The organism is Phenylobacterium sp. (assembly GCF_013822795.1).
Classification (GTDB): domain Bacteria; phylum Pseudomonadota; class Alphaproteobacteria; order Caulobacterales; family Caulobacteraceae; genus Phenylobacterium.
The window spans coordinates 33,658-58,660 of the sequence record NZ_PNLB01000008.1; the positions used below are offsets into that span (position 1 = coordinate 33,658).

The window sequence follows — 25,003 nt, forward strand, 5'->3', positions numbered from 1 at the left end:
AAGGTGTTCAACAACCGCTTTTGGAAGCTGCTGCAGAGCGACAACAAGGACATCGACGTCAAGGACCGGCCGAGCCTCAGCCCGATCCGGCCGCCCGCCGCGCCCTAGATCAGCCGCCGGCTCGGCGGGGCCGCCTGCTCGGCGATGTCCAGCAGGTAGCGCCCGTAGGCGGTCTTCTCGAACAGCTTGCCGCGCACGCGCAGCTGGTCGCGGTCGATGAAGCCGTTGATGTAGGCGATCTCTTCAAGGCAAGCGATGTGCACGCCCTGGCGTTTCTGCACGGCGCGGACGAACTCCGAGGCCTCGACCAGGCTCTCGTGCGTGCCGGTGTCGAGCCAGGCGTATCCGCGCGACAGCTGCTCGACGAACAAGTCGCCAGCTTCCATGTAGATGCGGTTGAGGTCGGTGATCTCCAGCTCGCCACGCGCCGAGGGGCGAACTTGCTTGGCGAACTCGACGACGCGGTTGTCGTAGAAGTAGAGGCCGGTGACCGCCTGGCGCGACTTCGGTTCGACCGGCTTCTCCTCCAGACTGATCGCGCGGCCGGTGTCGTCCAGCTCCACGACGCCATAGGCCTGGGGTTGGTCGACCTCGTAGGAGAAGATCGTCGCGCCGTTCTCGCGGGTCGCGGCGTTGCGCAGAAGCTGGCTCATGCCCGCGCCGAAGAAGATGTTGTCGCCCAGCACCAGGGCGGCGCGCTCGTCGCCGACGAAGGACTCCCCGATCAGGAAGGCTTGCGCCAGCCCTTCCGGCTTGGGTTGGATCGCATACTCGATCTTGAGCCCGAAGTTCGATCCGTCCTCGAACAGGCGCCGATAGTTGTCGATATACTCGGGCGACGAGATGATCAGGATCTCTCGGATGCCGGCCAGCATGAGCACCGACAGCGGATAGTAGATCATCGGCTTGTCGTAGATCGGCAGCAGCTGCTTGTTGACCGCCAGAGTCGCCGGATGCAGCCGGGTGCCCGAGCCTCCGGCCAGGATGATGCCCTTCATCTAAAGTCCTTGTTCCTGCTTGGCGGGAAGCAGCGCCTCGACAATGTCTTCCACCGCGGCCCGCCAAGGCCGCGGTTCGATCCCGTAGTCGGCCCGCAACTTGGCGACACTCAGGCGTGAATTGGCCGGCCGGCGGGCCGGGGTCGGATACTCGGCGGTCGTGATGGCTTCGACGCGCGGCGTCGGACAACCGCGCGCGGCCGCCATCTCGAACACTGCCCGCGCCAGCTCGCACCAGCTCGCCTCACCGTCATTGACGAAGTGATAGGTGCCGCGCGGCGCCGTCTGCGGGTTGGCGATCATTCGCCCGGTGATCTTGAGCAGGGTGGCGGCGATATCGGCCGCGCTGGTCGGGCAGCCGCGCTGATCGTCGACGACCCGGATCTCGGGCCTCGTCTCGGCCAGCCGCAGCATCGTCTTGATGAAGTTCGACCCGTGCGGGCTGACGACCCAGGCGGTGCGCAGGATCACATGACGCGGCGCCGCGGTGCGCACGGCCTGCTCCCCGGCCTCCTTGGACCCGCCATAGACGCCCAGCGGCGCCACCGGGTCGGCCTCGGTGTAGATCCCGGGCTTGGAACCGTCGAACACGTAGTCGGTGGACACATGGATCAGCGGGATCTGCGCGGCGGCGCACGCCTGCGCCAGGGCCGCGGGGCCCAAGGCGTTGGCGCGCCAGGCCTCGACGACGTCGCTTTGCGCCCGGTCGACCGCGGTGTAGGCGCCGCAGTTGATCACCGCGGCCCAGGGACGCGAGGCGACCAGCGCCAGGATCGCGTCCGGGTCGCCCAGGTCCAACTCCCCGCGACGGGGCGCCACGACGTTCATCGTCGCGGGCGCCTGCCGGAGAATTTCGATACCGACCTGACCGCTGCCGCCGGTCAGCAGCACGTCCCCGGTGACGGTGGAAGTCATGCGCCGACGGTCTTCAGGCCCAGGCGCTGGCCGGCGTCGCTGCGCGACAGGATCGGGGCCCACCAGCTGTCGTTGTCGAGATACCAGCGCACGGTCTTTTCGATGCCGGTGTCGAAGCTCTCGGCCGCCTGCCAGCCCAGCTCGCGGTCGAGCTTGGTCGGGTCGATGGCGTAGCGATGATCGTGTCCCGGACGATCGGCGACGAAGCTGATCTGATCCTTGTAGGGCTTGCCATCGGCGCGGGGCCGCAGTCGGTCCAGCGCCTCGCAGATCGCATGCACGACCTGCAGGTTGGTACGCTCGGCGCGCCCGCCGATGATGTAGCTCTCGCCCGGGGTCCCGGCCTCGAAGACCCGGGTCAGCGCCCGGGCATGATCGTCGACATACAGCCAGTCGCGGACATTGGCGCCGGCGCCGTAGACCGGCAGCGGCTCGCCGGCCAGGCACTTGACGATCATCAGCGGGATCAGCTTCTCGGGGAAGTGATACGGGCCATAGTTGTTCGAGCAGTTGGTGACCAGAACCGGCAGGCCGTAGGTATGGTGCCAGGCTCGGACCAGATGGTCGGACGAAGCCTTCGAGGCCGAATAGGGCGACCGCGGGTCGTAGGCCGTCGCCTCGGTGAAGAAGCCAGTGTCGCCGAGCGAGCCGAACACCTCATCGGTCGAAATATGATGGAAGCGGAAGGCGTCCTGCGCCTCCCCGTCCAGGCCGCGCCAATAGGCCAGCACCTCCGACAGCATCACGAATGTGCCGATGATGTTGGTCTGAATGAATTCGGCCGGCCCGTCGATCGAACGGTCGACGTGCGACTCCGCCGCCAGGTGGGTCACGATGTGCGGACGGAAGTCGCGCAGGGCCGCGCGCACCGCGCCGGCGTCGGCGATATCGGCCTTGCGGAATCCATAGCGGTTGTCGCCAGCCACGCCGTCGAGCGAGCGCTCGTCGCCGGCATAGGTCAGCTTATCGAGGTTCAGCACCTCATGCTCGGTTTCGGCGATCAGATGCCGGATCAGAGCCGAGCCGATGAAGCCGGCGCCGCCGGTGACAAGAATACGCAAAAACCTACTCCCCCAGAGATCGCTGGCGTCGAAGGCTACTCCATACCGCCTGCACCGCCATTGGCGAAAGGGCCAGGCGCCCTTTCGGTTCCCGATCAGGACCGACCGGCGGCCCTGGGAGCGACCACGGCGGCCGACGTCGCCTTCTCGGCGGGCTTCTCGCTGGCCGTCGCCTTGTCGGTGGTCGGAACCATCGGCTTGTCGGCCGGTGCGTTCGCCTTGCGGCTCTCCAGGAAGCGCTGTTGCGCGGCCAGGATCCACAGATAGGGCAGCACCGCTTCTTCCGAGAAGCGATAGCCGCGGCCGAACTCGTCGTCGTGAGCTTCGAGCAGCACGTGCTTGACCGCCAGCTCCTCGATCGTCGCCTTGAAGTTCGCAGCGTTGGCGGCGCTCGGGTAAAGCGCGTCCACGTCGCGGTCGTCGAAGCGTCCGTTGTTGAAGATCGCCGCGCCGGCCATGACCCCGAGCACATGGCGCACGCCGGTCTTGGCGGCTTGGTCGATCTGGCTCAGCGTGGGCTTGGAGATCCGCCCGCGGAACTCGGTCAGCGCCTGGTCGACGGCCTGCGAGACGTCCTCGATCGCGACGTTGGTGCGTCCCTTGTCGATCGCCGCCAGGCCCGAATGGTGGCTCAGCAGGCTCGCGAGATAGGGCGAACCGTTGGCGACGAAGACGATGAAGTCGGTCGCCGCCTTGTCGTAGGTCAGGCCGCTCAGCTCTTCGCCGTTCTCGACCAGGTGGTTGACCTCGGACGCGCTCATCTTCGGCACCTGCAGGGCGAAGATGTTGCGGCGGATCGACGGGATGTGCTCGACCAGTTCGGTCAGGTCGGCGGCGACGCCGGCGATCACCAGCTGGGTGCGGATCGAGCGGTCCGACAGGTTCTTGATCAGCTCGGCGATGTTGCGGCGGAATTCCGGAGAGTCGCAGACGTCGAATTCATCCAGCACCACCAGCACGCGCGTGCCCGTCAGCTTGGCGAACAGATCGGCGACCAGGCGCGGCGTCAGGGTCGTGACCGGCAGCAGATCGGCCAGGGTGCCGCCGCGCTCAGCCTCATTGGTGGTCGGCGCAAAGCCGCTGTGGAACAGCAGCGGAATGTCTCCGGCCACAGCGCGGAAGATTTCGTCGAAAGTCGAACCGGCGCCGCACGAGCAATAGACCACGATGTAGCGGGCTTCTTCGGCCGCCTGCGTCAGCACGTGGACAAGCGAGGTCTTACCGATCCCGCGCTCGCCATACATGATCACGTGGACGCGCTGATCCTCGATCGAGCGGATCAGCGTGGTCAGCACGTCGGTGCGCCCCGCGAACATCTTGCGGTCGGTGATCGGCTGCGACGGCGTGAACGCACTGCGCAACTTGATCCGCGCGCTCGCGAAACGGTCGTTGAGGCGCGGGCTCAGCTGATCGCCGGCCATCGACTGGAAGCGCGGGAAGGCCGCATCGGGCTGCTTCTTGGCCTGCGCACCGTCGCGCGGCGTCGGCGGCGCGGCGAAGACAAGGTTCGGCTGGGGGTTCGTGGCGGCTTTCGGCTTACGCCCGAAAGAGCGCGCCATCATGCTATTTATCCAACTCACGGCGCCTCCAAGCACCCCATGCTGCGGTGCATCTTCGATATCGACGGTCTACGACCACAGGTATGAACCCGCCACCCGTAAACACGCTGATTGTGGCGAAATCTTAAACCGGTCCGAGTTGAGTCAACGTTAATCGCAGCCTCTGCTCGCCAAGCTTTACTGAACAACTTCCCGTCCCCGCCCAAAGTGGCTCCGGGCGAGCCGCTCCGACACTATCTCCGAGACCTTATAGGCCGCCACGCCCAACACCAGCGACACAGCCAGGATAAGGGGGACGTTGTGGATGTGCGCCACATGCAGGAAGGCATGCACGGGCACCCCATGGGTCAAGTAGATGTAGAAACTCGCCGCCGCGATCAATCCGATGAGACCGTGCAGCACATTGGGCAGGAAGATCCGCGGCGCCCACATGATCAGGCAGGCGGCCCCCGCGAACCAGATGGCGTGGGTCACATTGGACGGATAGCCGAAGTGCTCCCAGATCTCGGGCGGCCCCGCCGCCTGCAGCGCAGCGATCCCAAGACAAGCCACAGTCAGCATCAGCTTACGCGTCGTGGTCGTGGCCCGGTGCAGGCACCAGCCGAACGCTAGTAGATAGAAGACGCTGTCGGGCGTGCGCTCCAACAGATACTCGTGCGGCAGGATCAGCGATGCGATCACCCGGCACGCCAGCGCCCCGGCCAGCAGCGCCAAGCCGAACTCCCACGGCTTTCGCACGGCGAACCGGCGCACCGGCCCGATGGCGAACAGCAGCGCGAGGATCACCATGCATTGGAGCAGCACCTCCAGGAACCAGTACGGCTCCAGGAAACTGCCGAAGCGGCCGAACACGTTGCTGACCAGCAGCAGCGACGGCACGTCGAAGGACTTTTCCGAGATCAGGTAGAGACAGAGGATCGCGTAGTAAGGCGCGATGATCCTCTGGAAGAAGCTCGCCAGCATCGAGCGGCCGCCGCCGTCGTTGAGCCGCGAGCCCTGATAGCGCGAGAGATTGTACCCCGAGAGCAGCAGCAGGACGTGCGCGCTGCCGCCGACGGGCCAGGCCGAGGCGTGCGAGATCACCACGCTCATGATCGCGACCGCCCGGATGGCGACCTCGGACTCGATCCCGCGCAGGCTGAAGGTCCCACGGCTGCGGGTCGTGGCCTTGTCGGCCAGCGCCTGCAGGTCGGCGATGCTGGTCTCTTCCCAGCGCTCGGGCAGGCTGCCCAGCCGCTCCTCGATGTCGAGCGACAGCCGGACATAGCCGAGGGAGTCGCCGCCAAGGCTGACGAAGCTGTCGGCTGGCGTGATGGCCGCGCGCGGGAAGGCATGGTGGAACGCCGCCTCGATCGCCCTCCCCCCGCGTCCGCGCGCCGGCGTCCGGCGTGCGGGCGCGTCGTGCGCGGTCGCGAGCAGCGCCTGGTAGTCCATCTTGCCCGAGCTCAAGGTCGGCAGTTCGTCGTAGCCCACCACCTCGATGACCGAGGCCGGCAGCGAAAACGCCTCGGCCAACCCCTCGGCCACGACCCGCGGCTCGGTCGAGACCACGCCCACCGCCAACAGTTCGTCGTCACCGGTGACGATCGCACTCACGCCCTCGCGGCGCAGATGGGCCTCAACCTCGTCGAAGCTGATGCGTAGGCCGAACAGCTTGGAGAACCGGTTCTTGCGGCCGACGATTCGATAGAGGCCCTGCGCGTCGCGGCTCGCCAGATCACCGGTCCGCAACTCGGAAAGCTCGCGCCCCTTGGCCAGATCCGCCTCGACCAGCGCATAGCCTGACATCACGTTGGCGCCGCGATAGACCAACTCGCCTTGAACCCCGGCGCCGCTCACGACGCCGCCGGCCTCATCGATCAGATGGAACGCGCCCCCCGGGATCGCGACCCCGATGCAGCTTGAATTTTCCAGCAGCAGCTCAGGCGGCACATAGGCCATCCGCGCCGTCGCCTCTGTCTGGCCGTACATGACGAAGAAGCGCACGTCCGCGCCCCGCGCCCATTCGGCGTACACCTGAGCGGTCTCCGGCGGCAGCCGCCCGCCAGCCTGGGTCATCGTGCGCAGCGACGGCAGTTCGCGACGGCGCAGGCCGATCCGCTCGAAAAGTTCGTAGGTGTAAGGAACCCCGGCGAGCGACGTCGCGCCTTCGGCCGTGAAGAAGTCCCAGAACGACTCGTCCACCACCGAGCGCCCGGTCAGCAGGATCGCGCCGCCCGCCGCCAGGTGCGAGTTCACCACCGACAGGCCATAGCTGTAGTGGATCGGCAGGGTGGTGATCGCCCGCTCATCGGGCCCCAAGCCAAGATAGGTTCCGATCGCCGCGGCGTTGGCCTCGATCGAACCCCGATCGAGACGCACCAGCTTGGCCGCCCCGGTCGAGCCGGAGGTCGACAGCAGCACCGCCAGATCCGGATGCAGGTCGCGCGGGCCAGGCGGGCCGGCCTGGATGACCCAGCGTCCGCCGGACCTGTGGTAGCGGATCGTCGGGCGAAAGATCTCGATGGTGCGTTGCAGCTGTCCGCCGCTGTCGGCGCTGGCCATGATCACCGGATGGCCATGGCGCAGGGCGGCGATGTAGGCGACCAGCGGGGCCAGTTCGTTAGCCGCCTCGATCAGCAGCAGATGCCGCCCCGGCGGCAGGCCCTTGGCGAAGTCGTCGGCGCGAGCGGCGAGTTCTTGGTAGCTCAGACGCTCGCCTGCGTCGGTGGCTACCGCCAGAGCTGAGCCATATTCCTCAAGACGCTCGGCGAACGTCGCCATGAGCGGAACGGACGAAGCGATCGTATCGGACGCACTCAACGGCTCAGCCCCCATGTCGGTCTGGTCCGGCCGCGTCGTCAGCCCCATGCCTTGCGCGACCGAAGGGGTACTCCCGAACCGCGAGGTCCGGTCAGAACTTCAAGTTGAACGGCTTCAGAACATAGGCGACGTAAGCAAGCACCGCGACGATGATCGCAAATGCGGCCGCTCCATATCCTTCATTTCCAACATAATTCGCCAACGCGCATCCAATGCACGCCGGCAAATACTGATAGATGTTGTCTTTCGGTTCTTCCTGGGCCGTCGACCTGTGCAGGAATAGGACGATCAAAGCGCCAAAGATCGCGACCGTGACCCAATCGTAGATAGTCTGCAAGACACCAGCCCCTAAACAATACTGTCAAATCCGAGCAGCCGCATCCCTGCACAAATCGGGCCACGCCGGAGATCGTTTTCGGCACGTCAGCCGGATCCGGAACATCGCTACGCGAAAATAACGTACCGATGATGAACCCGGATGGCGCACCGATCCAGCCCTCGGGCGATCGGTTGCGGCAAGAATTTAAGTCCTTGAGCCCGCTCCCCGGACGTCGCGCGGCGCCCATCGCCGGACCTCCAGGCCGCCGGGCGGCGGGCCGGCTCGGTTCGCCCTCGAGCGCGGTCGCCGTCAGGCGTTCTCGACCTCGCGGACGTTGTCGATGCCGGCCGTCTTCAGGGCGGCTACAAGTTCGTCCAGCGCCCGAGCCAGTTCTTCGGGATCGCGGCTGCGCAGCACCAGATTCGAGCCGTAAACGCCGTCGCCGAAGAACGGATAGCTGCCCAGCGACATGTCCGGGTGGGCCTTGGCCACCGCCTCCAGCGGCGCAGCGATGACGCCCTCGCCCGAACCTTCGACCCGCACCGTGCGCGCCACCGTCACCGTCCCGCCGCGCAGGCGCCAGCCCACGTCTTCCAGCATGCCGCGCATGATCGTCGGCACCCCGGCCAGCACGAAGACATTGCCGATGGTGAAGCCGGGCGGCCCCTGGACCGGGTTCTTGACCAACTCGCCGCCGACCGGCACCCGCGCCATCCGGCGGCGGGCGGCATTCAGTTCCACGCCGCCCCAGCGGGCGGTCATCATGGCGATGATTTCGGGATGCTCGATCAGGTCGACCCCGAACGCGGCCGCCACCGCATCGGCGGTGATGTCGTCGTGCGTCGGGCCGATGCCGCCGGTGGTGACCACATAATCGTAGCGTTCGCGCAGGGCGTTCAGCGCCGCGACGATCTCGTCCAGCACGTCCGGCACGGTCCGCGCCTCGGCCAGGTCCACGCCTAGCACGCCGAGATACTTGGCGATATCGCGCAGGTTGGTGTCCTGCGTGCGCCCGGAAAGGATCTCGTCGCCGATGATCAGCACTGCGGCGGTCACCCGGCCGTCCGTCGAACCCGCCATACGCACCTCCGCAACGCCGTCATTGTGTCGCACCTGACTAGTGGCGTCCGCAGGCGCGCACAACCTGTCATGCGAGCCCCGCTTTGCGCAGTCGGCCGCCGGAGTGCTAGCCACGGGCCGCTCGCCTGGCTCAAGGAACATCCATTGGAATTCGCCCAGCCCCTGGTCCGCGGCCGACTGGTCAGCCGCTACAAGCGCTTCTTCGCCGACGTCGTGCTCGACGATGGAACGCCGGTGACCGCCCACTGCCCGAACCCAGGCGCGATGCTGGGGCTGAACGTGCCTGGCCTGCCGGTCTGGCTCTCCAAGTCCGACGATCCCAAGCGCAAGCTCGCCCACACCCTCGAACTGGTGGAGAGCGACGGCGGCATGGTCGGGGTCAACACCATGCATCCGAACCGCCTGGTCGCCGAGGCCCTGGCCGCCGACGCGATCGCCGAGGTCGCCGGCTACGCCGTCCATCGCCGCGAAGTGAAGTACGGCGCCGCTTCGCGCGTCGACTTCCTGCTTGAACACGACGGCCGCCCGCCCTGCTGGCTGGAGGTCAAGAATGTCCACTTGATGAGATCGCCGGGACTGGCCGAGTTCCCCGACTGCGTCGCGGCGCGATCCACCAAACATCTCGGCGAGTTGGAGGAGATGGTCCGCCAGGGCGACCGCGCCGCCGTGCTCTTCGTCGTCCAGCGCACCGACTGCAACGCCTTCGCCGCCTGCGCCGAACTCGATCCCGCATTTGCTAAAGCGCTCGACCGGGTCGCCGCCGCCGGAGTCGAAGTCTACGTCTACGCCTGCGACATCTCTCCTGAACGGATCACCCTGGCGCGGCGGATCGCCTAGCGGGGCGTCGCCCCGGGCTAGTGCGGCGGCGAAAGCCCCCCCGGCTCAGCCGGCCCCGAAGGGGCGGGCCCGTTGGCCGAGGCGCCGAGCCGTCGCCTCACCTTTCGCCATAGCACGCCGCCGGCATCGGGGCCGGTGATCGACTCCGGCAGGTTGGAGATCGGCTGCGGAACCAGCGTGTCGTCGCCCAGGTCTTCGAAACACTCGCTGGTCATCGCCAGCCGCTCGGACCAGTGAAAGGGCTGATCGGCCGGAATGTCAGGCCGCCAGTGCTCGCGCCGCTCGTGGGCGAATTCGCCGCGCGCCATCGGATCGGCTCGGGTCGTCATCCGCCGGGTGATTTGCTCGGGCGACCGGTACATGAATTGGCGAAGGCGGATTGGCCTAGGGTAGATTGGCCCCCAATTCCATGGCGGCAGACTTTCCAGGCCCCACCAATGGCGAATGAAGCGGGCCTCGCTGTAGCCCGCAGGCACATAGTGGCGAAGCACATCGCGCCACGCGCGGCTTCCGTCAAAGCTGGTCGGATCGAGCAGATATGCGGCACGGTCCAGCTCCGTGAACAAGTAGTTATAGCAACTCACCCACACTGCGTTGTACTGGCGCGGCACGCTCGCGAGAAACGTCCGCGGATCCTCGACGTAGCACTCGTCGGCGTCGAGCTTGCACCACCAGTCGCCCTGGCGGGCGCGGTCGCGATAATGGGCGAACACCCGGTCCCGCATGCTGTCGCAGAAGGGGCTCAGGTCCTGTCGAAAGGGCACGATCTTGGGGTTGGTGGCCGCGGCCTCTTTGACGAACTCCCAGGTCCCGTCTTCGCTGCCGTTGTCCAGCACGTAGATGCTGTCGGCCCATTCCGAACCGGTCGCCAGCGTCTGGGCGATGATGTCCAGCTCGTTCTTGACGAGGCAGATCGCATGGATCGCCATTTGCCTACCCCAGCGCCATTAACCATGATCCCGATTGCACAACGGGGCCGTTCGCATTTGGCTCCACGGTGCGTGCTCACGCGGCGCAGTTTGAGCGCTGGGCGGACGCGGCGCGGGCCGGGGTGGAACTCCTGTGCTATGATTGCGATATAAGCGCCCTCGCCCGCCCGCTTGGCGGTGCGACGCTCACGGAAGCCGAAAGAGTATCGCCATGACCGACGTCCTCGACGCGCAGCATCGCACGGGCCAGATCCGCATCCACGGAGCCGAAGGCTTCGAGGGCATGCGCGCCGCCGGCAAGCTGGCCGCCGAGTGCCTCGACATGCTGACCCCGCACGTCGTGCCCGGCGCGGTGACCGAGAAGCTGGACGACCTGGCCCGCGAGTTCATCCTCGATCACGGCGCCATTCCGGCCTGCCTGTTCTATCGCGGCTACGGCAAGACCACCTGCATCTCGCCCAACCACATCGTCTGCCACGGCATCCCGGGCGACCGCGTGCTGCGCGACGGCGACATCGTCAACATCGACGTCACCGTCATCGTCGACGGCTGGCACGGCGACACCAGCCGAATGTACGGCGTCGGCCCCATCGCCCCGCGCTCCAAGCGCCTGATCGACATCACCTACGAGGCGCTTCAGCGCGGCCTGGACCAGGTCAAGCCGGGCGCCCGCACCGGCGACATCGGCCACGCCATCCAGCAGTACGTGGAATCGATGCGCTGCTCGGTGGTCCGCGACTTCTGCGGCCACGGCCTGGGCAAGGTGTTCCACGACGCCCCCAACATCCTGCACTTCGGCCAGAAGGGCACGGGCGAGGTCCTGGCGCCGGGCATGTTCTTCACGATCGAGCCGATGGTGAACCTCGGCAAGTACCAGGTGAAGCTGCTCGCCGACGGCTGGACGGCGGTCACCCGCGACAAGTCGCTGTCGGCCCAGTGCGAGCACTCGATCGCGGTCACCGAGGACGGCTACGAGATCTTCACCGGCTCGCCCGCCGGGATCTTCCAGCCTCCGGTCCAGAGCGCCTGATCTTCGCGCGGCAGGGTTGCGAACCCCCGCCGCTGCACGCCCCCTTGCCAAGTTCGAACAAATGACGAACACTGTTCGCCATGGACGGATCGCGCCACCTCGCCGAGGCTCCGCAGCCTGACCTCTGGTCGGCGCCGCCTGCCCGTTCGGCCAAGCCGCCGCGCCCCCATTTCCACGGCCATCGCGAGCGACTGCGCGAACGCGCCGGCCGCGATCTGGCCGCCCTGCCCGACTACGAGCTGCTTGAGCTGCAGCTCTTCCGCTCGGTCCCGCGCGGCGACGTCAAGCCGCTGGCCAAGGCGTTGCTGGCCCGGTTCGGCTCGCTCGCCGCGGTGCTGGCCGCCTCGCCGGCCGAGCTGCGCAGCGTCGCCGGGGTCGGTGAGACCGTGGCCTTCGACCTCAAGCTGCTTGCCGAGTTCGGACTGCGGGTCGGGCGCGCGGCGGTCGGCAAGCGCCCGGTCATCAGCTCGTGGAGCCAGTTGCTCGACTATGTGAAGCTCGGCCTCGCCCACGCCCCGCGCGAGCAGTTCCGCGTCCTCTTCCTCGACAAAAAGAACCAGCTCATCGCCGACGAGGTGATGAACCACGGCACCGTCGACCACGCGCCGGTCTATCCCCGCGAGGTCGTGCGCCGGGCGCTGGAGCTGTCGGCCAGCGCGGTGATCCTGGTCCACAACCACCCGTCGGGCGACCCGACGCCATCCCAGGCAGACATCACCATGACCCGCGAGGTCGTCGACGCCGCCCGCGCCCTGCGCATCGCCGTCCACGACCATCTGGTCGTCGGTCGCGACGGCGTGGCCAGCTTCCGCGCCCTGGGCCTCGTCTGAAAATCCGCTACAGCTAAGCTTGAAAGAACACCGCCCGGGGGCCGTCATGATCCGCAAGTCTCTTCTCCTCGCCAGCGTCATGGCGCTGTCCCTGAGCGGCGCGGCCGCGGCCCAGACGCCTTCGGCCGAACCCGAGGTCGAACCGCTGGCGGTCGCCTGCCTGGGAGAGGGCGGGGAAGCGATCGAAGCCCGCCTGGCCGCCTGCACCGAGATCGCCGACACGTTCGAGACCCCGGCGGACAGGGCCTGGGGCCTCCAGATGCGCGCCGGAATCCAGAACGACATGGGGCTGCCCGACCGCGCGCTGGCCGACGCCAGCAAGGCCCTCCGCTTGGATCCCAGCAGCGCGTTCGGCTACTTCACCCGGGCTGACATCCTGGCCGACAGCGGCGACTACAAGCTCGCCCTGGCCGACATCGAGCGCGCTGTGAAGCTCGACTCGAAGGAAGCCCTCTTCGTCGGCCTGCGCGCCAAACTGCGTGAAGAGACCGGCGACCGCGCCGGGGCTCTCGCCGACTACAGCCGTGCTATCGAGCTCAACCCCGCAACGTGGGTGTATCTGGTGTCTCGTGCTCACGTGCGGGAGGCGGGCCGGGACCGCGCCGGGGCCCTCGCCGATCTCGACCAGGCCGTCAAAATCTCCAAGAACGATCTGTCCCCGCAGGTCATCAGGGCTGATTTCCTGCTCTACGCCGGCCGCTACGACGAGGCCAAGGCCGGTTACGATCAGGTCCTCGCCAAGCAGCCGGACCACGTCCAGGCCATCACAGGCCTCGCCCGCCTCTACCAGGAGCAAGGCGACTACGCCGCCGCCAAGGGTGAACTCGACCGCGCTATCGCCGCAAGGTCCGATGACGCTGACGCCTTCCTGACCCGGGCTTGGGTGCGATATCGCCTGGGCGACGCCGTGGGCGCACGGAGCGACATGGATCGGGCGGTGGAGCTCGACGCGCAAGACGCCCTGATCGACCGCGCCCGACTGTTCTCCGATCTGAAACAGTACGATCTGGCGTTGGCCGACATCGCGCGCGCCGAAGCGGCGACCCCAAAATCGGCCATGCCTGCGGTCGTGCGCGCTGGAGTGTTCGCCCAGCAGCAAGACTGGGGGCGGGCGATCGCCGAGGCAGATCGCGCAATGAAGCTGGCGCCTGACGACGTCTTCGCCCTGAACGCCGCCTGCTGGATCAGGGGCGAGGCCAAGCGCGACCTCGACCGCGCGCTCAGTTTCTGCACCAAGGCGCTCGCCGTCGCGTCCGACGACTACGTGCCGCTCGACAGCCGCGCCTTCATCCATTTGCGGCGCGGCGACCTTCCGAAAGCGCTGGCCGACGCCGAAGCCGCACTCGCCCTGCGACCGAACGCGGCCGAGACGCTTTATCTTCGCGGCGCGATCAAACAACAACTCGGCCAGCATCCAGAGGCGGAGGCCGATCTGGCCTTGGCGCGAAAGCTGAACCCGAGGATCGAGGAACAGTACGCCGGCTACGGCCTGTTGCTCTAGCGGTTTGGTGCCCCCTCCCGGACTCGAACCGGGACGCCTTACGGCAAAGGATTTTAAGTCCTCTGCGTCTACCATTCCGCCAAGGGGGCGCCGATTGCTCGGTACACGTGATCGCGCGCGCACCGCAAGCGCGCGCCGCGGCGCGCGGAACCTTTGGCGTCCGACTTGCTTAACTTCCTCCTGCGGTCCCGATCCGGGACGCCAGGAGGAGCAGATGGGCGAACTGGCTTACGCGATCGATCCGGCCGACAACGGCTGGCGCTGGCGGGTGTTCGACTTCGAGGGCGAGTTGGTCGCCGGCGGGGTGGAACCCAGCCAAGCCGAAGCAGAATCGGCCGCCGTGGCGCTGTTCCACGACGGCGTCAGCACTGCCGCCGCCATCTAAACGCCCCTACCCTTTCGGCAGCGCGGCCACCGCCTCGCGCAACGCCGCCAGCCGCGGCCCGTCGGCCGGATGGGTCGACAGCACCTCCGGCGGCTGCGGCCGCTTTTCGCCCTCGGCCGCCATCCGCTCGAAGAACCGCACCGCGCCGGCCGGATCCATGCCAGCCCGCTGCGCCAGCTCGACCCCGACCTTGTCGGCCTCCAGTTCGTGGTTGCGCGAATAGGGCAGGATCACCCCGTACATCGCGCCCATGCCCAACGCCCCGGCGATCTCGCCGGCGTGCTCGGCGTACTCGCCATTGGCCAGGATCGCCTGCACCACGTTGACCCCGACCTCGATCGCCATCTGCTGGCTGACACGCTCGGACGAGTGGCGGGCCAGCACATGGCCGACCTCGTGCCCCAGCACGCCGGCCAGTTCGTCGTCGTCCTGTACGAAGTCCATCAGCCCCTTGAACGCCCCGACCTTGCCGTTGGGCAGGACGAAAGCGTTGATCTCGGGCCGGTCAAACACCACGAACTCCCAGGCCAGGTCCGTGCGACCGCTGGCCTCGACGATCTTCCAACCGATCTTCTCCAGCCGCGCCTGCGCCGCTGGATCGACGCCAGCCGGGGTCTGGGCGCGCATGTCGGCCCAGGCCTGGTCGGCCATCTGGGTCAGAGCCTCGTCCGGAACCACCGCGAACTGACTGCGCCCGGTCTGCTCGTTCTGCGAACACCCGACCAGCAGCGCGCCAGCCGCCAGCAGCCCCAGCAGGTTGCGCCGCGACACCGGCGCGGCCTGGCCTTCACGGCCGCAGCCGTAAGTCACGCTCACGCCTCGGCCCGCGCCGCCGCTTCCCATTCGCGAAACGCGGGCGTCGCCAGCAGCCGCGTCGAATAGGCGCCGCAGGTTCCGTCATCGCCATAGTCCGACAGGTGCACGCCATAAGTCCGGAACCGCGTCGCCACCGGGGTGTAGAACGCATCGGCGATCGACCACTCGCCGGCCAGGAACGGCCCGCCCGAGCGGCCAAGCAGATCCGACCACAGCGCGACGATCCGGCGCACGTTCTTCTGAGTGGCCTCCGACAAGGTCGTCACCTTCGGCTCGGCCTCCAGCGCCATCGGGCATTCGCCGCGCAGCGACTGGAACCCGGAGTGCATTTCAGCGGCCGCCGCGCGGGCTAGGGCGCGCAGCGCCGGGTCGTCCGGCCACAGCTTCGCCGCGGGAAATTTTTCGGCCAGGTATTCGCAGATCGCCAAGGAATCCCAGACCGTAAGGCCCCCGTCCTTCAGCGCCGGAACCAGCCCGGAAGGCGAGTGAGGCAGGATCGCCGCCTCGGTGCGTCCCTCGTCCTGGCGCAGCCCGACCAGGGTCTCCGTGAACGGCGCGCCGGTGTGCTTGAGGGCAAGCCACGGCCGCAGCGACCACGTCGACCACCGTTTTGTTCCGATAACCAGTTCCATAGGCCGCTCCATTTCGTTACGTCAGCCTATTGCCCAAGCCCCGGGCGCCTCGTCTAGAGTGGCCCCAACAATAAGAATTCAGTTCCCAATTTTTTGCAGGAAACGCCTTTCATGACCGAGACCGCCGCGCCGTCGGTTGATCCGGCCGCTGCGCCAGCCGCACCCGCGGTCGGCGCAGCTCCCTACTCCGCCTCTTATACCCGGTATGCGATGTTCCTCCTTCTGGGGATCTACATCGTCAACTTCCTCGATCGCGCCGTCGTCAACATTCTGGCCGAGCCGATCAAGAACGACCTCGGCCTCGCCGACTGGCAGCTCGGGCTGATGAGCGGCCTGGCCTTCGCCATCTTCTACACCGTCCTGGGCATTCCGATCGCCCGCATGGCCGAACGCAAGAACCGTCCCATCATCATCGGCACCGCTGTCGCTGTGTGGTCCGGCTTCACCGCCCTGTCGGGTATGGCTCAGAACTTCGCGCAGCTGGTTCTGTTCCGCATCGGCGTCGGCGTCGGCGAAGCGGGCTGCACGCCGCCCGCCCACTCGCTGATCGCCGACTACGTGCCGAAGGAAAAGCGCGCCTCGGCCCTGGCCTTCTACTCGATGGGCACCCCGCTCGGCGGCCTGCTCGGCCTGGTGATGGGCGGCCTGATCGCTGACGCCTATGGCTGGCGGGTGGCGTTCTTCGTGGCCGGCGCCCCGGGCATCCTCTTCGCCCTGCTCTGCTGGTTCACGCTGAAGGAGCCGCGCAAACAGATCGCCCAGCACTCGGCCGCCATCCAGGCGACCCAAGCGACCTTCGGCGAGACCCTGAAGTACCTCGGCACCAAGAAGACCTTCTGGCTCATCGCGCTGGGCGCGGCGATCAAGGCGTTCATCGGCTACGGCCACGCCCCGTTCACCGCCTCGTTCTTCCTGCGCGTCCACGGCGAGGAAGTCGCCGGCCTGGCGTCGGCCTTCAACCTTCAGTCCATCGGCTTCCTGGGCCTGGCGCTGGGCCTGATGGGCGGCACCGCGGGCGCCATCTCGGCCTATCTCGGCGGCCAGATCGCCGACCGCTACGCCAAGAAGGACCTGCGCGGCTACGTGTCGGTCCCGGCCATCGCCTCGCTGCTTGCCGTGCCGATCTACATCATCGCCGTCAGCGTCCCGTCGGCCTCGGTCGCGCTGTGGATCCTGGTCATCAACGGCCTGCTCGGCTCGCTCTGGTACGGCCCGGTCTACGCCATCGGCCAGTCGATCGTGCCGCCGCACATGCGCGCCACCACCTCGGCGATCCTGCTGTTCACGATCAACCTGATCGGCCTGGGCCTCGGCCCGCTGGCGGTCGGCATCCTGTCCGACGTCATGAGCAACGGCTTCGGTCTGGGTTCGGCCCAGGGCGTGCGCTGGGCGCTGATGCTGTCGACCTGCTTCGGCTTCGTCGCGTTCGGCCTCTTCTGGTTGGCCCGCAAGACCATCCGCGAAGAACTGGTCAGCTAAGCTTCTGCGGGGGCGCCGCCCGGCGCCCCCGTCACTTTCGCCCTGCTGGGGGCGGCGGCCTCAGGGTTGCAGGAACACCAGCCAGACCGCGGTCACCGCGAAGATCATCCCAAAAATCAGGTTCAGCCACCGGGCCCGCCGCACCGGCCGCCCCGTCGCCGCCTGGACCAGGAACACCGCCGCCGCCAACGCGCAGCCCGCGCCCGCCAGCCAGAACTTGGCCGGCGGCGGGACGAAGATCGCCGCCGCCACCATCGCCAGCGCCACGGCCCGCCCGATCAGTTCCGGCGCCAGTCGCCCGCCGCTCTTGCCGCCGTCCGCCGCCATCGCCGTCCTCACTGTCTACTAGCCTCGGGTGTGCCACGCCCGGCGTCGGCGGCAAAGTGCAAGGCGGCGGCCGAAACCCTCCCGTGGGCAGCTGTCACCGGACCGTCATCTGTGGCTTCGGCGCCATGGCGGCCCCTCCGCCGATCCCGTAGAATCCGGCCCGAACACCCGCGAGGGTGGAATCGCGCCAAATCCCGAGGGGGGAAATGATCTCCAAGCGTTCCGGCTTGCTCTGTGCAAGCGCCCTGGCCAGCGTCATGGCCATCTACGCCGCGCCCGCCGCGGCCCAGGACACCGAAGTCTCCGAAGTCGTCATCACCGGCTCGCGCATCGCCCGCCAGGACTACGTGTCCGAGAGCCCGATCGTCACGCTCGGCCAGGAGAGCATCACCCAGGCCGGCATGGTGACGGTCGAAAACACCCTCAACCAGCTGCCGCAGTTCGTGCCCTCGAACGGCGCGGGCACCAACACCACCAACTTCGTCTCCACCCCCGGCCAGGCCTACGCCAACCTGCGCGGCCTCGGGCCCACGCGCACCCTGGTGCTGGTCGACGGTCGCCGGATGGTCTCGGGCAACCCCAACGCCGTCGTCGACCTCAACACCATTCCGACCTTCCTGATCGACAGCGTCGAGACCATCACCGGCGGCGCCTCGGCCGTCTACGGTTCGGACGCCATCGCCGGGGTCGTGAACTTCAAGCTCAAGAAGGACTTCGAGGGCCTGGTCATCGACGCCCAGCTCGGCTCGACGACCCGCAACGACGCCGGCCAGCAGAGCTTCTCCATCGGCTACGGCCACAACTTCGCTGAAGGCCGCGGCAACATCTCGGCCGGCGTCAGCTACGACCGCCGCGAGGGCCTGGTGGCCTCCGACCGCGACTGGTCGGCGATCGGCTACTCGGTGCTGACCACCGGCCTCGTCCCCTCCGGCGCGGCGACCATTCCCGACGGCCGCTTCGATCCGTCCTCCAACGCCGGCGGCGCGGCCAACCTGCCGACCCAGGCGGCGATGGACGCGGTGTTCGCCAAGTACGGCCTGGCCCCAGGCAGCGTCGCCCGCGGCGCCAACCTGTCGTTCAACGCCGACGGCACGCTGTTCTCGACCTCGCCGGTGCGCAACTACCGCGGCTATCAGATGCCGGGCTTCGACCCCAGCAGCTACACCTTCAACAGCGCCGACTACCGCTACCTGAACCTGCCGCTGGATCGCTGGTCGCTGTACGCCGCCGGCCGCTACGACCTGACCGACAGCATCGAGGCCTACGGCACGGTCAGCTACACGACCTACGACGTCTCGCGTCAGCTCGGCCCGGCCTCGGCCTCGGACGGCGCCTTCCCCGGCCCGGACATCGTGGTGCCGACCACCAACCCGTTCATCCCGGCTGACCTGCGCGCGCTGCTCGCCTCGCGCGCCAATCCGACCGCCGCCTTCTATCCGCGCCGCGCCTTCACCGAGGTCGGCGGCCGTCTATCGGACAACACCTACGAGACCTACCAGATCGTCGCCGGCCTGCGCGGCGACGTCGGCTTCAAGGACTGGAAGTGGGACGCCTACGCCGCCTACGGCGAGATGAACCACACCGAGAACCAGCACGGCAACGTCAGCCGCGCGGCCATGCGCGAACTGACCTTCGCTCCGGACGGCGGCGTGGCCATCTGCGGCGGCTTCAACATCTTCGGCGCCGGCAAGGTCAGCCCTGGCTGCGCGGCCTACATCGCCCGTGAAGTCACCAACGAGACCAAGATCCAGCAGACCGTGCTGGAAGGTTTCGTCACCGGCTCGGTGTTCGACCTCCCGGCCGGCGCCGTGAAGTTCTCGGCCGGCGCCCAGTACCGCAAGGACGAGGTCGGCTATTCGCCCGACCTGCTGCTGCAGGGCCCCGACATCGTCGGCTTCAACCCGGCCGTACCGATCAGCGGCGATATCTCCTCGACTGAGGCCTACGCCGAACTGCTGGTCCCGATCCTCGCCCAGGCGCCGTTCGCCTACAGCCTCGACCTGTCGCTCGGCGGCCGCATCGCCGACTACAACACCACCGGCACGATCAACGCCTACAAGGCCGACCTCACCTGGCGGCCGGTCGAAAGCCTGATGATCCGCGGCGGCTATCAGCGCGCGGTCCGCGCGCCCAACGTGGCCGAGCTGTTCTCGCCGCAGTCCTTGGGCTTCTCGGGCATCGGCACGCCAGGCCTGGCCACCACCGCGGGCGACCCCTGCGACGTGCGCTCGTCGTTCCGCAACGGCGGCAGCGCCGCGGCGGTCCGCGCGCTCTGCGTCGCCCAGGGCGTTTCGACCGGCATCGTCGACACCTTCCAGCAGGCCTCGACCCAGGTCGAAATCCTCGCCGGCGGCAACCCGGACCTGTCCGAGGAGAAGTCCGACAGCTTCACGCTCGGCGCGGTCTGGACGCCCAAGCTCGACGCCCCGCTGCTGCGCCGCTTCAGCGTCAGCCTCGACTACTACAAGATCGAGCTGGAGGACGTGATCGGGAACCTGTCCGTGCAGACCATCGTCGGCGAGTGCTTCAACACCGGCGGCGCCAACCCGACCTTCGACAATTCCAACTTCTACTGCCAACAGTTCAGCCGCATCCCGAACGGCAACATCACCGGCGTGCTGACCACCCAGGTCAACCTCGCCGCCTGGAAGACCTCGGGCTACGACGCCCAGATCGACTGGGGCTTCGACCTGGCCGACCTCGGCTTGCCGGACGGCGCCGGCGCGCTCGACTTCAACCTGGTGATCTCCAAGCTGGAGAACTTCGAGAAGCAGGCCCGCCCCGGCGCAGCCTTCCTGCAGAGCGCCGGCACCATCGGCGGCGACCTCTCCGGCGGCGCCTATCCGGAATGGAAGTCGGCGATGTCGGGGACCTATTCGGTCGGCCCGGCCAAGGTCACGCTGCGCTGGCGGCACATCGACGCCATGACCGACTTCCGCAACGTGCCGGTGTTCTCGCCGACCGCGGTCAACACGCCCGACTACGACCTGTTCGACCTGACCGGGACCTGGCGGTTCGACGAGCGCATCACCATGCGCGCCGGCGTCAACAACATCGGCGACGAAGACCCGCCCTTCTACACCTCGTACTCCAACTCCAACACCGACCCCTCGACCTACGACGTCCTGGGCCGCCGGTTCTTCGTGGGCCTTACCGCCCGCTTCTAGGCTCTCGGCGACATGATCTTAAGCCCCGCCCGCTTGGGCGGGGCTTTTTTCTGCCCGCTTGCCGAGCTTGCCGTTCCTCCCGAGAATGCCGCCGTGACCAAGCTGATTTTCGATTGCGACCCCGGCGTTGACGACGCCGTCGCCCTCTTCATGGCCTTCGCCGCGCCGCAGGACCTGGAGCTTCTCGCCATCACCACCGTCGCCGGCAATGTCGGCGCGGAGCTGACCGCCCGCAACGCCGCGATCGTCCGCCAGATCGCCGGCCGTGAGGACGTGCCGATCTATGCGGGAGCGGCCGGACCGCTGTACCGGCCGCCCTTCGACGCCGGCGCCTTCCACGGCGAGAGCGGCCTGGGAACCCTGCCGCTGATCGCGCCGGACCAGGGCCTGGCCGGCGGCCGCGCCGCCGACATCATCGCCGAATTGGTGATGTCGCATCCGCCGGGCGAGATCACCCTGGCCGTCACCGGACCATTCACCAACCTGGCCCTGGCCATGCGCCTGGAGCCGGCGATCATCGAGCGCCTGGGCCCGGTCGTGGTCATGGGCGGCGCGCGGCGCGAGGGCGGCAACATCACCGCCTCGGCCGAGTACAACATCTGGGCCGACCCCCACGCCGCCGACATCGTGTTCTCGTCCGGCGCGCAGTGCGTGGTCATGGGGCTGGACGTCACCCTCCAGGTCCGCTCCGACCCGGCCCGCACCGCCGCCATCGCCGCCATCGACACCCCGGCCGCGCGCGCGACCCACAACCTGCTGGAATTCTCCAACGCCCTGGAGCGCGACATCGTCGGCGGGACCGGCGCGCCGATCCACGACCCCTGCGTGATCGCCTACCTGTTGGCCCCGGACCTCTTCACCCTGCGGCCCTGTCAGCTGCAGGTCGAGACCGCCTCACCGCTCACCGTCGGCCACACGGCCGTCGAGTTCCGCTTGCGCGATCCGGCCGCGGCGCGGATTCTTTGGGCCACCCATGCGGACGCCGACGGCGTCTTCGCCCTGCTGAACGACCTGCTCGCCCGATGACCGCGATCACCGTCATAGGCTCGGTCAACCTGGACTTCGTGGCCACCGCCGCGAGCCTGCCTGCGCCTGGCGAGACGGTGACCGGCGCGAGCCTCGCCCGCCATCCCGGCGGCAAGGGCGCCAACCAGGCGCTGGCCGCGCGTCGGCTCGGCGCGGACGTGACCCTGATCGCCCGGGTCGGCGCCGACGGCCTGGCCGAGGAAGCGCTGGCCCTGCTGGCCGCCGAGGGCGTCGACCTCGACCAGTGCGACACCGACGCCGGCGTCGCCACCGGCGTCGCATTGATCGCCGTCGCCGCCGGCGGCGAGAACCAGATCATCGTCGCGCCGGGCGCCAACGCCGCCTTCACTCCAGACCGGCTGACCGGGCCGGTCCGCGAGGCGCTGATCTGCCAGCTCGAACTGCCGCTGGAGACGGTCGCCGCCGCGGTCGCCGAGGCCGGCGGCTTCGTCTGCCTGAACCTTGCCCCGGCCGCGCCGCTCCCGGCGCAAACCCTCGCCCGCGCCGACCTGATCGTCGTCAACGAGACCGAGGCCGCCTTCTACGGCGAAGCCCTGCACAGCCTGCCCGGCCTCGTCGCCGTGACCTGGGGCGCGAAAGGCGCGGGCCTGTTCCAGGGCGGCCGCCAACTGGCCGCCGCCGCCCCGCCGCCGGTCGAGGCGCTCGACGCCACCGGCGCCGGCGACGCCTTCGTCGCCGCGCTCACCCTGGCCCTGCTGGAGGGCCGCCCGCACGAGGCAGCCCTCGCCTTCGCCTGCGCCGCCGGCGCCCTGGCCGCCACCCGGCCCGGCGCCCAGCCGTCGCTGCCGACCCGCGCCGAGGTCGAGGCCCGCCTGGAGACCACCCCATGAGCGTCCCGACCCTCAGCCTCAAGGCCTTCACCCAAGGCTCGCCCGCCGACCGGGCCGCCTTCTCCGACGCCCTGATGCAGGGGCTGCAGCAGTACGGATTCATCATCCTGGCCGACCACGGGGTCGGCCAGGACCTGCTGGAACACGCCTACGCGCACGCCGAAGAAGTCTTCGCCCTGCCCTACACGGTCAAGCGCCACTACGCGGCCGGCATGCGCGGCTACACGCCGTTCGGGACCGAGCACGCCCGCGACTCCGCCCTGCCCGACCTCAAGGAATTCTGGCAGATCGGCCGAGATCCGGCCCCTGGCCTGCCGGCGGAGGACTTCCCACCCAACGTCTGGCCGGCCGAGTTCCCGGCCTTCGAGCGGACCTTCAGCGACCTCTTCGCCGCGCTCGACGAGACGGGCCGCGTCCTGCTCTCGGCGCTGGCGCCGAAGCTCGGCCTGTCGGGCGACTATTTCGACGCCAAGGTCGCGGGCGGCACCTCGATCCTGCGCGTGCTGCACTATCCGCCGGTGCCCGAGGATGCGCCCGACGGCGCCGTGCGCTCGGCCGCGCACGAGGACATCAACTTCATCACTCTGCTGGTCGCCGCCAAGGGTGCGGGCCTGCAGCTGCTCGACCGCGACGGATCCTGGCTGCCGGTCGAGACCGCGCCGAACAACCTGATCGTCGACAGCGGCGACATGCTGCAGCGGCTGACCAACGGCGTCATCCCGTCGACCACCCATCGTGTGGTCAATCCGGTCGGCCCCAATGTCAGCCGCTACTCGATGCCGTTCTTCATGCACCCGGCCTCCGACGTCTCGCTGAAGTGCCTGCCCTCCTGCGAGGGCGACGGCGCCAAGTGGCCGGAAATCACCGCCGGCGAGTTCCTGGCCGAGCGCCTGCGCGAGATCGGCATGGCCAAGTAGCGGTCGTCAGCGCGGCGGCGCGCCGATGAAGTCCATCTTGCCGACCGGCACGCCCTGGCTGCGCAAGATCCCGTGCGCGATCGCCACGTGGAAGTAGAAGTTCGGCAGCGCGAAGCCGAACAGATAATCGTCGCCGCGGAACACATGCTTGTTGTCCGGGCCGAAGTTCAGCTCGACCGTCCGCGCCTCCGCGCCGTCCAGCGCCTTGGGCTCGATCGTCTGCAGATAAGCGATGGTGGCGTCGACGCGCTGGATGAGCTGGTCGAGCGTCGTCTCGGTATCGGGCATCGACGGCGCCGCAACCCCGCTCAACCGCTGGCCCGAAAGCTTGGAGGTGTCGCTGGCCCGCTGCACCTGGCCGGCCAGGGTCAGCATGTCCGGAGCCAGCTGCGCGGCGACCAGCGCATTGGGATCGGTTCCGCTGGCGGCTGCGTGCGCCGCGCCCTTCTGCAACAGGCCGCGCAGCGCGGTCAGCCCCCGCACGAAAACGGGGATCGAGGCTTGGTACATGGTCAGGGACATGGCGCGCTCCAGCGGCAGCAACTCTCAGCGCCGGATATGGTCGGTCTACAGCTCAGCCGCAACGGCGCGGACCGGCGGCGGCGGAGCGGCGGCCGCCTCCTCCAGCAGCCAGTCGCGGAACGCCGCGGTCACCGGCCGTGCAGAGGCCCTCGGCGTCACGAAATGAAATCGCGCCGGGGTCCGCACGAAGCCATAGGGCGCGACCAGTCGGCCTGAGGCGATGTCGCCGGCCACGTAGATCCACGGCGAGACCCCGACCCCGAGGCCCGCGACCGCCGCCTCCAGCATGTAGAACAGGTGCTCGTACTCGCGATGCTCGCCGCCGGCGCCGATCGGCACGCCGGAGTGGTCGGCCCACTCGCGCCAGGCCTGGCGGTGCGGGCGGGTATGCAGCCGCGGGGCGCCCGCCAGGTCGAGCTGCGCCAGCGGCGGCGCCATTACCGGGCCATGGTAGTTGTCGAGGAACGGCGTCGCCTCCAGCCCCTCCCCGGCGATGGTCTCGGCCAGCCGGATCGCCGCATCGAACGGGTCGCGCCCGAAATCGACCGGCCCATAGGCCTCGGTCACGCGGATGCTCAGGCCCGGATGGCGCGCATGGAAGCCCGGCAGCCGCGGGATCAGCCAGCGCATGGCCAGCGTGCCGACACATGAGACATGCAGCTCGCGCTCGGCGGCCGAGCGCAGGGCCGTGAACGACCGCTCGATGCCGTCGAAGGCGCTGCCGAGGCTCTCGGCGAGGTTCAGCCCCGCCTCAGTCAGCCGCAGGCTGTTGCGCGGCCCCTGGGTCAACCGCACGCCGCACAGCCGCTCCAGGCTTCGCACCTGCCGGCTGATCGCCCCGTGGGTGACGCAGAGCTCGTCGGCGGCCAAGTTCATGCGCCCCAGGCGCGCGAACGCCTCGAAGGCGCGCAGGGCGGTGAGCGGCGGCAGGCTTCGCTTCGGCATGTGACCTCAGATCACAGACATATCGTGGTTATACGCTACGCCCGAACCCGCGACAGCAGGCCTTACTGATCGTTG

Annotated in this window: 23 protein-coding genes and 1 tRNA gene; 10 read left to right on the forward strand and 14 right to left on the reverse strand. The window is 68.3% G+C overall.

Annotation, left to right across the window (positions count from 1 at the left end; translation table 11 throughout):
* Positions 1 to 104: 104 nt before the first annotated feature.
* The 7 genes from rfbA to C0481_RS08850 all read right to left on the reverse strand — a co-directional run bounded on the left by rfbA (position 105) and on the right by C0481_RS08850 (position 8,734).
* Positions 105 to 998, reverse strand: a complete 894-nt coding sequence (gene rfbA, locus C0481_RS08820; RefSeq protein WP_293402736.1) for a glucose-1-phosphate thymidylyltransferase RfbA — start codon at positions 996 to 998, stop codon at positions 105 to 107.
* The gene (rfbD, locus tag C0481_RS08825) at positions 999 to 1,913 is read right to left on the reverse strand and encodes a dTDP-4-dehydrorhamnose reductase (protein ID WP_293402739.1); all 915 of its coding nucleotides are present in this window, start codon (positions 1,911 to 1,913) and stop codon (positions 999 to 1,001) included.
* On the reverse strand, positions 1,910 to 2,974 hold the full coding sequence (gene rfbB / locus C0481_RS08830) for a dTDP-glucose 4,6-dehydratase (protein ID WP_293402741.1): 1,065 nt from the start codon (positions 2,972 to 2,974) through the stop codon (positions 1,910 to 1,912). The genes rfbD and rfbB overlap by 4 nt, the downstream gene beginning before the upstream one ends.
* 95 nt (positions 2,975 to 3,069) lie before the next feature.
* Positions 3,070 to 4,536, reverse strand: coding sequence for an ATP-binding protein (locus C0481_RS08835; protein WP_293402744.1), 1,467 nt, complete (start codon positions 4,534 to 4,536; stop codon positions 3,070 to 3,072).
* Between the two features lie 174 nt (positions 4,537 to 4,710).
* Positions 4,711 to 7,383: an AMP-binding protein gene (locus C0481_RS08840; protein ID WP_293402746.1), complete on the reverse strand. Its 2,673-nt coding sequence runs from the start codon at positions 7,381 to 7,383 to the stop codon at positions 4,711 to 4,713.
* Between the two features lie 43 nt (positions 7,384 to 7,426).
* The gene (locus C0481_RS08845; protein WP_293402748.1) at positions 7,427 to 7,672 is read right to left on the reverse strand and encodes an XrtV sorting system accessory protein; all 246 of its coding nucleotides are present in this window, start codon (positions 7,670 to 7,672) and stop codon (positions 7,427 to 7,429) included.
* 291 nt (positions 7,673 to 7,963) lie between these two features.
* Complete coding sequence (locus C0481_RS08850; RefSeq protein ID WP_293402750.1) at positions 7,964 to 8,734, reverse strand: competence/damage-inducible protein A; 771 nt, start codon at positions 8,732 to 8,734, stop codon at positions 7,964 to 7,966.
* A gap of 144 nt (positions 8,735 to 8,878) precedes the next feature.
* Between C0481_RS08850 and sfsA the strand changes: the two genes are divergently transcribed.
* On the forward strand, positions 8,879 to 9,571 hold the full coding sequence (sfsA, locus tag C0481_RS08855; protein ID WP_293402752.1) for a DNA/RNA nuclease SfsA: 693 nt from the start codon (positions 8,879 to 8,881) through the stop codon (positions 9,569 to 9,571).
* A 17-nt stretch (positions 9,572 to 9,588) separates the two neighbouring features.
* Here sfsA and C0481_RS08860 read toward each other — a convergent pair whose 3' ends face one another.
* Entirely contained in the window at positions 9,589 to 10,500 is a 912-nt protein-coding gene (locus tag C0481_RS08860) for a glycosyltransferase family 2 protein (RefSeq protein ID WP_293402754.1), read from the reverse strand.
* Positions 10,501 to 10,711: 211 nt separating this feature from the next.
* Between C0481_RS08860 and map the strand changes: the two genes are divergently transcribed.
* From map to C0481_RS08875, 3 genes are all read left to right on the forward strand, one after another.
* On the forward strand, positions 10,712 to 11,530 hold the full coding sequence (gene map / locus C0481_RS08865) for a type I methionyl aminopeptidase (RefSeq protein WP_293402756.1): 819 nt from the start codon (positions 10,712 to 10,714) through the stop codon (positions 11,528 to 11,530).
* A gap of 80 nt (positions 11,531 to 11,610) precedes the next feature.
* Positions 11,611 to 12,360: a DNA repair protein RadC gene (radC, locus tag C0481_RS08870; RefSeq protein WP_293402758.1), complete on the forward strand. Its 750-nt coding sequence runs from the start codon at positions 11,611 to 11,613 to the stop codon at positions 12,358 to 12,360.
* A 46-nt stretch (positions 12,361 to 12,406) separates the two neighbouring features.
* Entirely contained in the window at positions 12,407 to 13,861 is a 1,455-nt protein-coding gene (locus C0481_RS08875; protein ID WP_293402760.1) for a tetratricopeptide repeat protein, read from the forward strand.
* Positions 13,862 to 13,866: 5 nt separating this feature from the next.
* On the opposite strand, the gene C0481_RS08880 is transcribed toward C0481_RS08875, so the two are convergent.
* Positions 13,867 to 13,950, reverse strand: a tRNA-Leu gene (locus tag C0481_RS08880).
* 125 nt (positions 13,951 to 14,075) lie between these two features.
* Here C0481_RS08880 and C0481_RS08885 point away from each other — a divergent pair.
* The gene (locus tag C0481_RS08885) at positions 14,076 to 14,246 is read left to right on the forward strand and encodes a hypothetical protein (RefSeq protein ID WP_293402762.1); all 171 of its coding nucleotides are present in this window, start codon (positions 14,076 to 14,078) and stop codon (positions 14,244 to 14,246) included.
* 6 nt (positions 14,247 to 14,252) lie between these two features.
* Here C0481_RS08885 and C0481_RS08890 read toward each other — a convergent pair whose 3' ends face one another.
* Together C0481_RS08890 and C0481_RS08895 are read right to left on the reverse strand one after the other, a co-directional pair.
* The gene (locus tag C0481_RS08890; protein ID WP_293402764.1) at positions 14,253 to 15,062 is read right to left on the reverse strand and encodes a M48 family metallopeptidase; all 810 of its coding nucleotides are present in this window, start codon (positions 15,060 to 15,062) and stop codon (positions 14,253 to 14,255) included.
* A complete protein-coding gene (locus C0481_RS08895; protein WP_293402766.1) occupies positions 15,059 to 15,694 on the reverse strand; it encodes a glutathione S-transferase family protein in 636 nt (211 codons plus the stop codon). Before C0481_RS08895 ends, C0481_RS08890 begins: the two co-directional genes overlap by 4 nt.
* A 111-nt stretch (positions 15,695 to 15,805) precedes the next feature.
* Here C0481_RS08895 and C0481_RS08900 point away from each other — a divergent pair, with 111 nt between their 5' ends.
* Positions 15,806 to 17,173, forward strand: coding sequence for an MFS transporter (locus C0481_RS08900; RefSeq protein ID WP_293402768.1), 1,368 nt, complete (start codon positions 15,806 to 15,808; stop codon positions 17,171 to 17,173).
* 60 nt (positions 17,174 to 17,233) lie between these two features.
* Here the strand turns inward: C0481_RS08900 and C0481_RS08905 are convergent, their stop codons facing one another.
* Positions 17,234 to 17,500 carry a hypothetical protein gene (locus C0481_RS08905; protein WP_293402770.1) on the reverse strand — a complete coding sequence of 89 codons (267 nt, stop codon included), beginning with the start codon at positions 17,498 to 17,500 and terminating at the stop codon, positions 17,234 to 17,236.
* 206 nt (positions 17,501 to 17,706) lie between these two features.
* Here C0481_RS08905 and C0481_RS08910 point away from each other — a divergent pair, with 206 nt between their 5' ends.
* The 4 genes from C0481_RS08910 to C0481_RS08925 all read left to right on the forward strand — a co-directional run bounded on the left by C0481_RS08910 (position 17,707) and on the right by C0481_RS08925 (position 23,461).
* Entirely contained in the window at positions 17,707 to 20,667 is a 2,961-nt protein-coding gene (locus C0481_RS08910) for a TonB-dependent receptor (protein WP_293402772.1), read from the forward strand.
* A gap of 93 nt (positions 20,668 to 20,760) precedes the next feature.
* Positions 20,761 to 21,693 carry a nucleoside hydrolase gene (locus C0481_RS08915; RefSeq protein ID WP_293402774.1) on the forward strand — a complete coding sequence of 311 codons (933 nt, stop codon included), beginning with the start codon at positions 20,761 to 20,763 and terminating at the stop codon, positions 21,691 to 21,693.
* Positions 21,690 to 22,544, forward strand: coding sequence for a PfkB family carbohydrate kinase (locus C0481_RS08920; RefSeq protein ID WP_293402776.1), 855 nt, complete (start codon positions 21,690 to 21,692; stop codon positions 22,542 to 22,544). Before C0481_RS08915 ends, C0481_RS08920 begins: the two co-directional genes overlap by 4 nt.
* Entirely contained in the window at positions 22,541 to 23,461 is a 921-nt protein-coding gene (locus C0481_RS08925) for a 2OG-Fe(II) oxygenase family protein (protein ID WP_293402778.1), read from the forward strand. The genes C0481_RS08920 and C0481_RS08925 overlap by 4 nt, the downstream gene beginning before the upstream one ends.
* A gap of 6 nt (positions 23,462 to 23,467) precedes the next feature.
* On the opposite strand, the gene C0481_RS08930 is transcribed toward C0481_RS08925, so the two are convergent.
* Both C0481_RS08930 and C0481_RS08935 read right to left on the reverse strand, forming a co-directional pair.
* The gene (locus tag C0481_RS08930; RefSeq protein WP_293402780.1) at positions 23,468 to 23,983 is read right to left on the reverse strand and encodes a DUF1993 domain-containing protein; all 516 of its coding nucleotides are present in this window, start codon (positions 23,981 to 23,983) and stop codon (positions 23,468 to 23,470) included.
* A 45-nt stretch (positions 23,984 to 24,028) separates the two neighbouring features.
* Positions 24,029 to 24,928, reverse strand: coding sequence for a LysR substrate-binding domain-containing protein (locus C0481_RS08935; RefSeq protein WP_293402782.1), 900 nt, complete (start codon positions 24,926 to 24,928; stop codon positions 24,029 to 24,031).
* Positions 24,929 to 25,003: the final 75 nt, after the last annotated feature.

Bases quoted from the DNA above. Each gene is read 5' to 3' on its own strand.
- rfbA (WP_293402736.1), bottom strand. From the start codon at position 998: ATGAAGGGCATCATCCTGGCCGGAGGCTCGGGCACCCGGCTGCATCCG.
- rfbD (WP_293402739.1), bottom strand. From the start codon at position 1,913: ATGACTTCCACCGTCACCGGGGACGTGCTGCTGACCGGCGGCAGCGGT.
- C0481_RS08835 (WP_293402744.1), bottom strand. From the start codon at position 4,536: ATGATGGCGCGCTCTTTCGGGCGTAAGCCGAAAGCCGCCACGAACCCC.
- C0481_RS08840 (WP_293402746.1), bottom strand. From the start codon at position 7,383: ATGGGGCTGACGACGCGGCCGGACCAGACCGACATGGGGGCTGAGCCG.
- C0481_RS08850 (WP_293402750.1), bottom strand. From the start codon at position 8,734: ATGGCGGGTTCGACGGACGGCCGGGTGACCGCCGCAGTGCTGATCATC.
- C0481_RS08860 (WP_293402754.1), bottom strand. From the start codon at position 10,500: ATGGCGATCCATGCGATCTGCCTCGTCAAGAACGAGCTGGACATCATC.
- map (WP_293402756.1), top strand. From the start codon at position 10,712: ATGACCGACGTCCTCGACGCGCAGCATCGCACGGGCCAGATCCGCATC.
- radC (WP_293402758.1), top strand. From the start codon at position 11,611: ATGGACGGATCGCGCCACCTCGCCGAGGCTCCGCAGCCTGACCTCTGG.
- C0481_RS08875 (WP_293402760.1), top strand. From the start codon at position 12,407: ATGATCCGCAAGTCTCTTCTCCTCGCCAGCGTCATGGCGCTGTCCCTG.
- C0481_RS08885 (WP_293402762.1), top strand. From the start codon at position 14,076: ATGGGCGAACTGGCTTACGCGATCGATCCGGCCGACAACGGCTGGCGC.
- C0481_RS08895 (WP_293402766.1), bottom strand. From the start codon at position 15,694: ATGGAACTGGTTATCGGAACAAAACGGTGGTCGACGTGGTCGCTGCGG.
- C0481_RS08900 (WP_293402768.1), top strand. From the start codon at position 15,806: ATGACCGAGACCGCCGCGCCGTCGGTTGATCCGGCCGCTGCGCCAGCC.
- C0481_RS08905 (WP_293402770.1), bottom strand. From the start codon at position 17,500: ATGGCGGCGGACGGCGGCAAGAGCGGCGGGCGACTGGCGCCGGAACTG.
- C0481_RS08910 (WP_293402772.1), top strand. From the start codon at position 17,707: ATGATCTCCAAGCGTTCCGGCTTGCTCTGTGCAAGCGCCCTGGCCAGC.
- C0481_RS08920 (WP_293402776.1), top strand. From the start codon at position 21,690: ATGACCGCGATCACCGTCATAGGCTCGGTCAACCTGGACTTCGTGGCC.
- C0481_RS08925 (WP_293402778.1), top strand. From the start codon at position 22,541: ATGAGCGTCCCGACCCTCAGCCTCAAGGCCTTCACCCAAGGCTCGCCC.
- C0481_RS08930 (WP_293402780.1), bottom strand. From the start codon at position 23,983: ATGTCCCTGACCATGTACCAAGCCTCGATCCCCGTTTTCGTGCGGGGG.
- C0481_RS08935 (WP_293402782.1), bottom strand. From the start codon at position 24,928: ATGCCGAAGCGAAGCCTGCCGCCGCTCACCGCCCTGCGCGCCTTCGAG.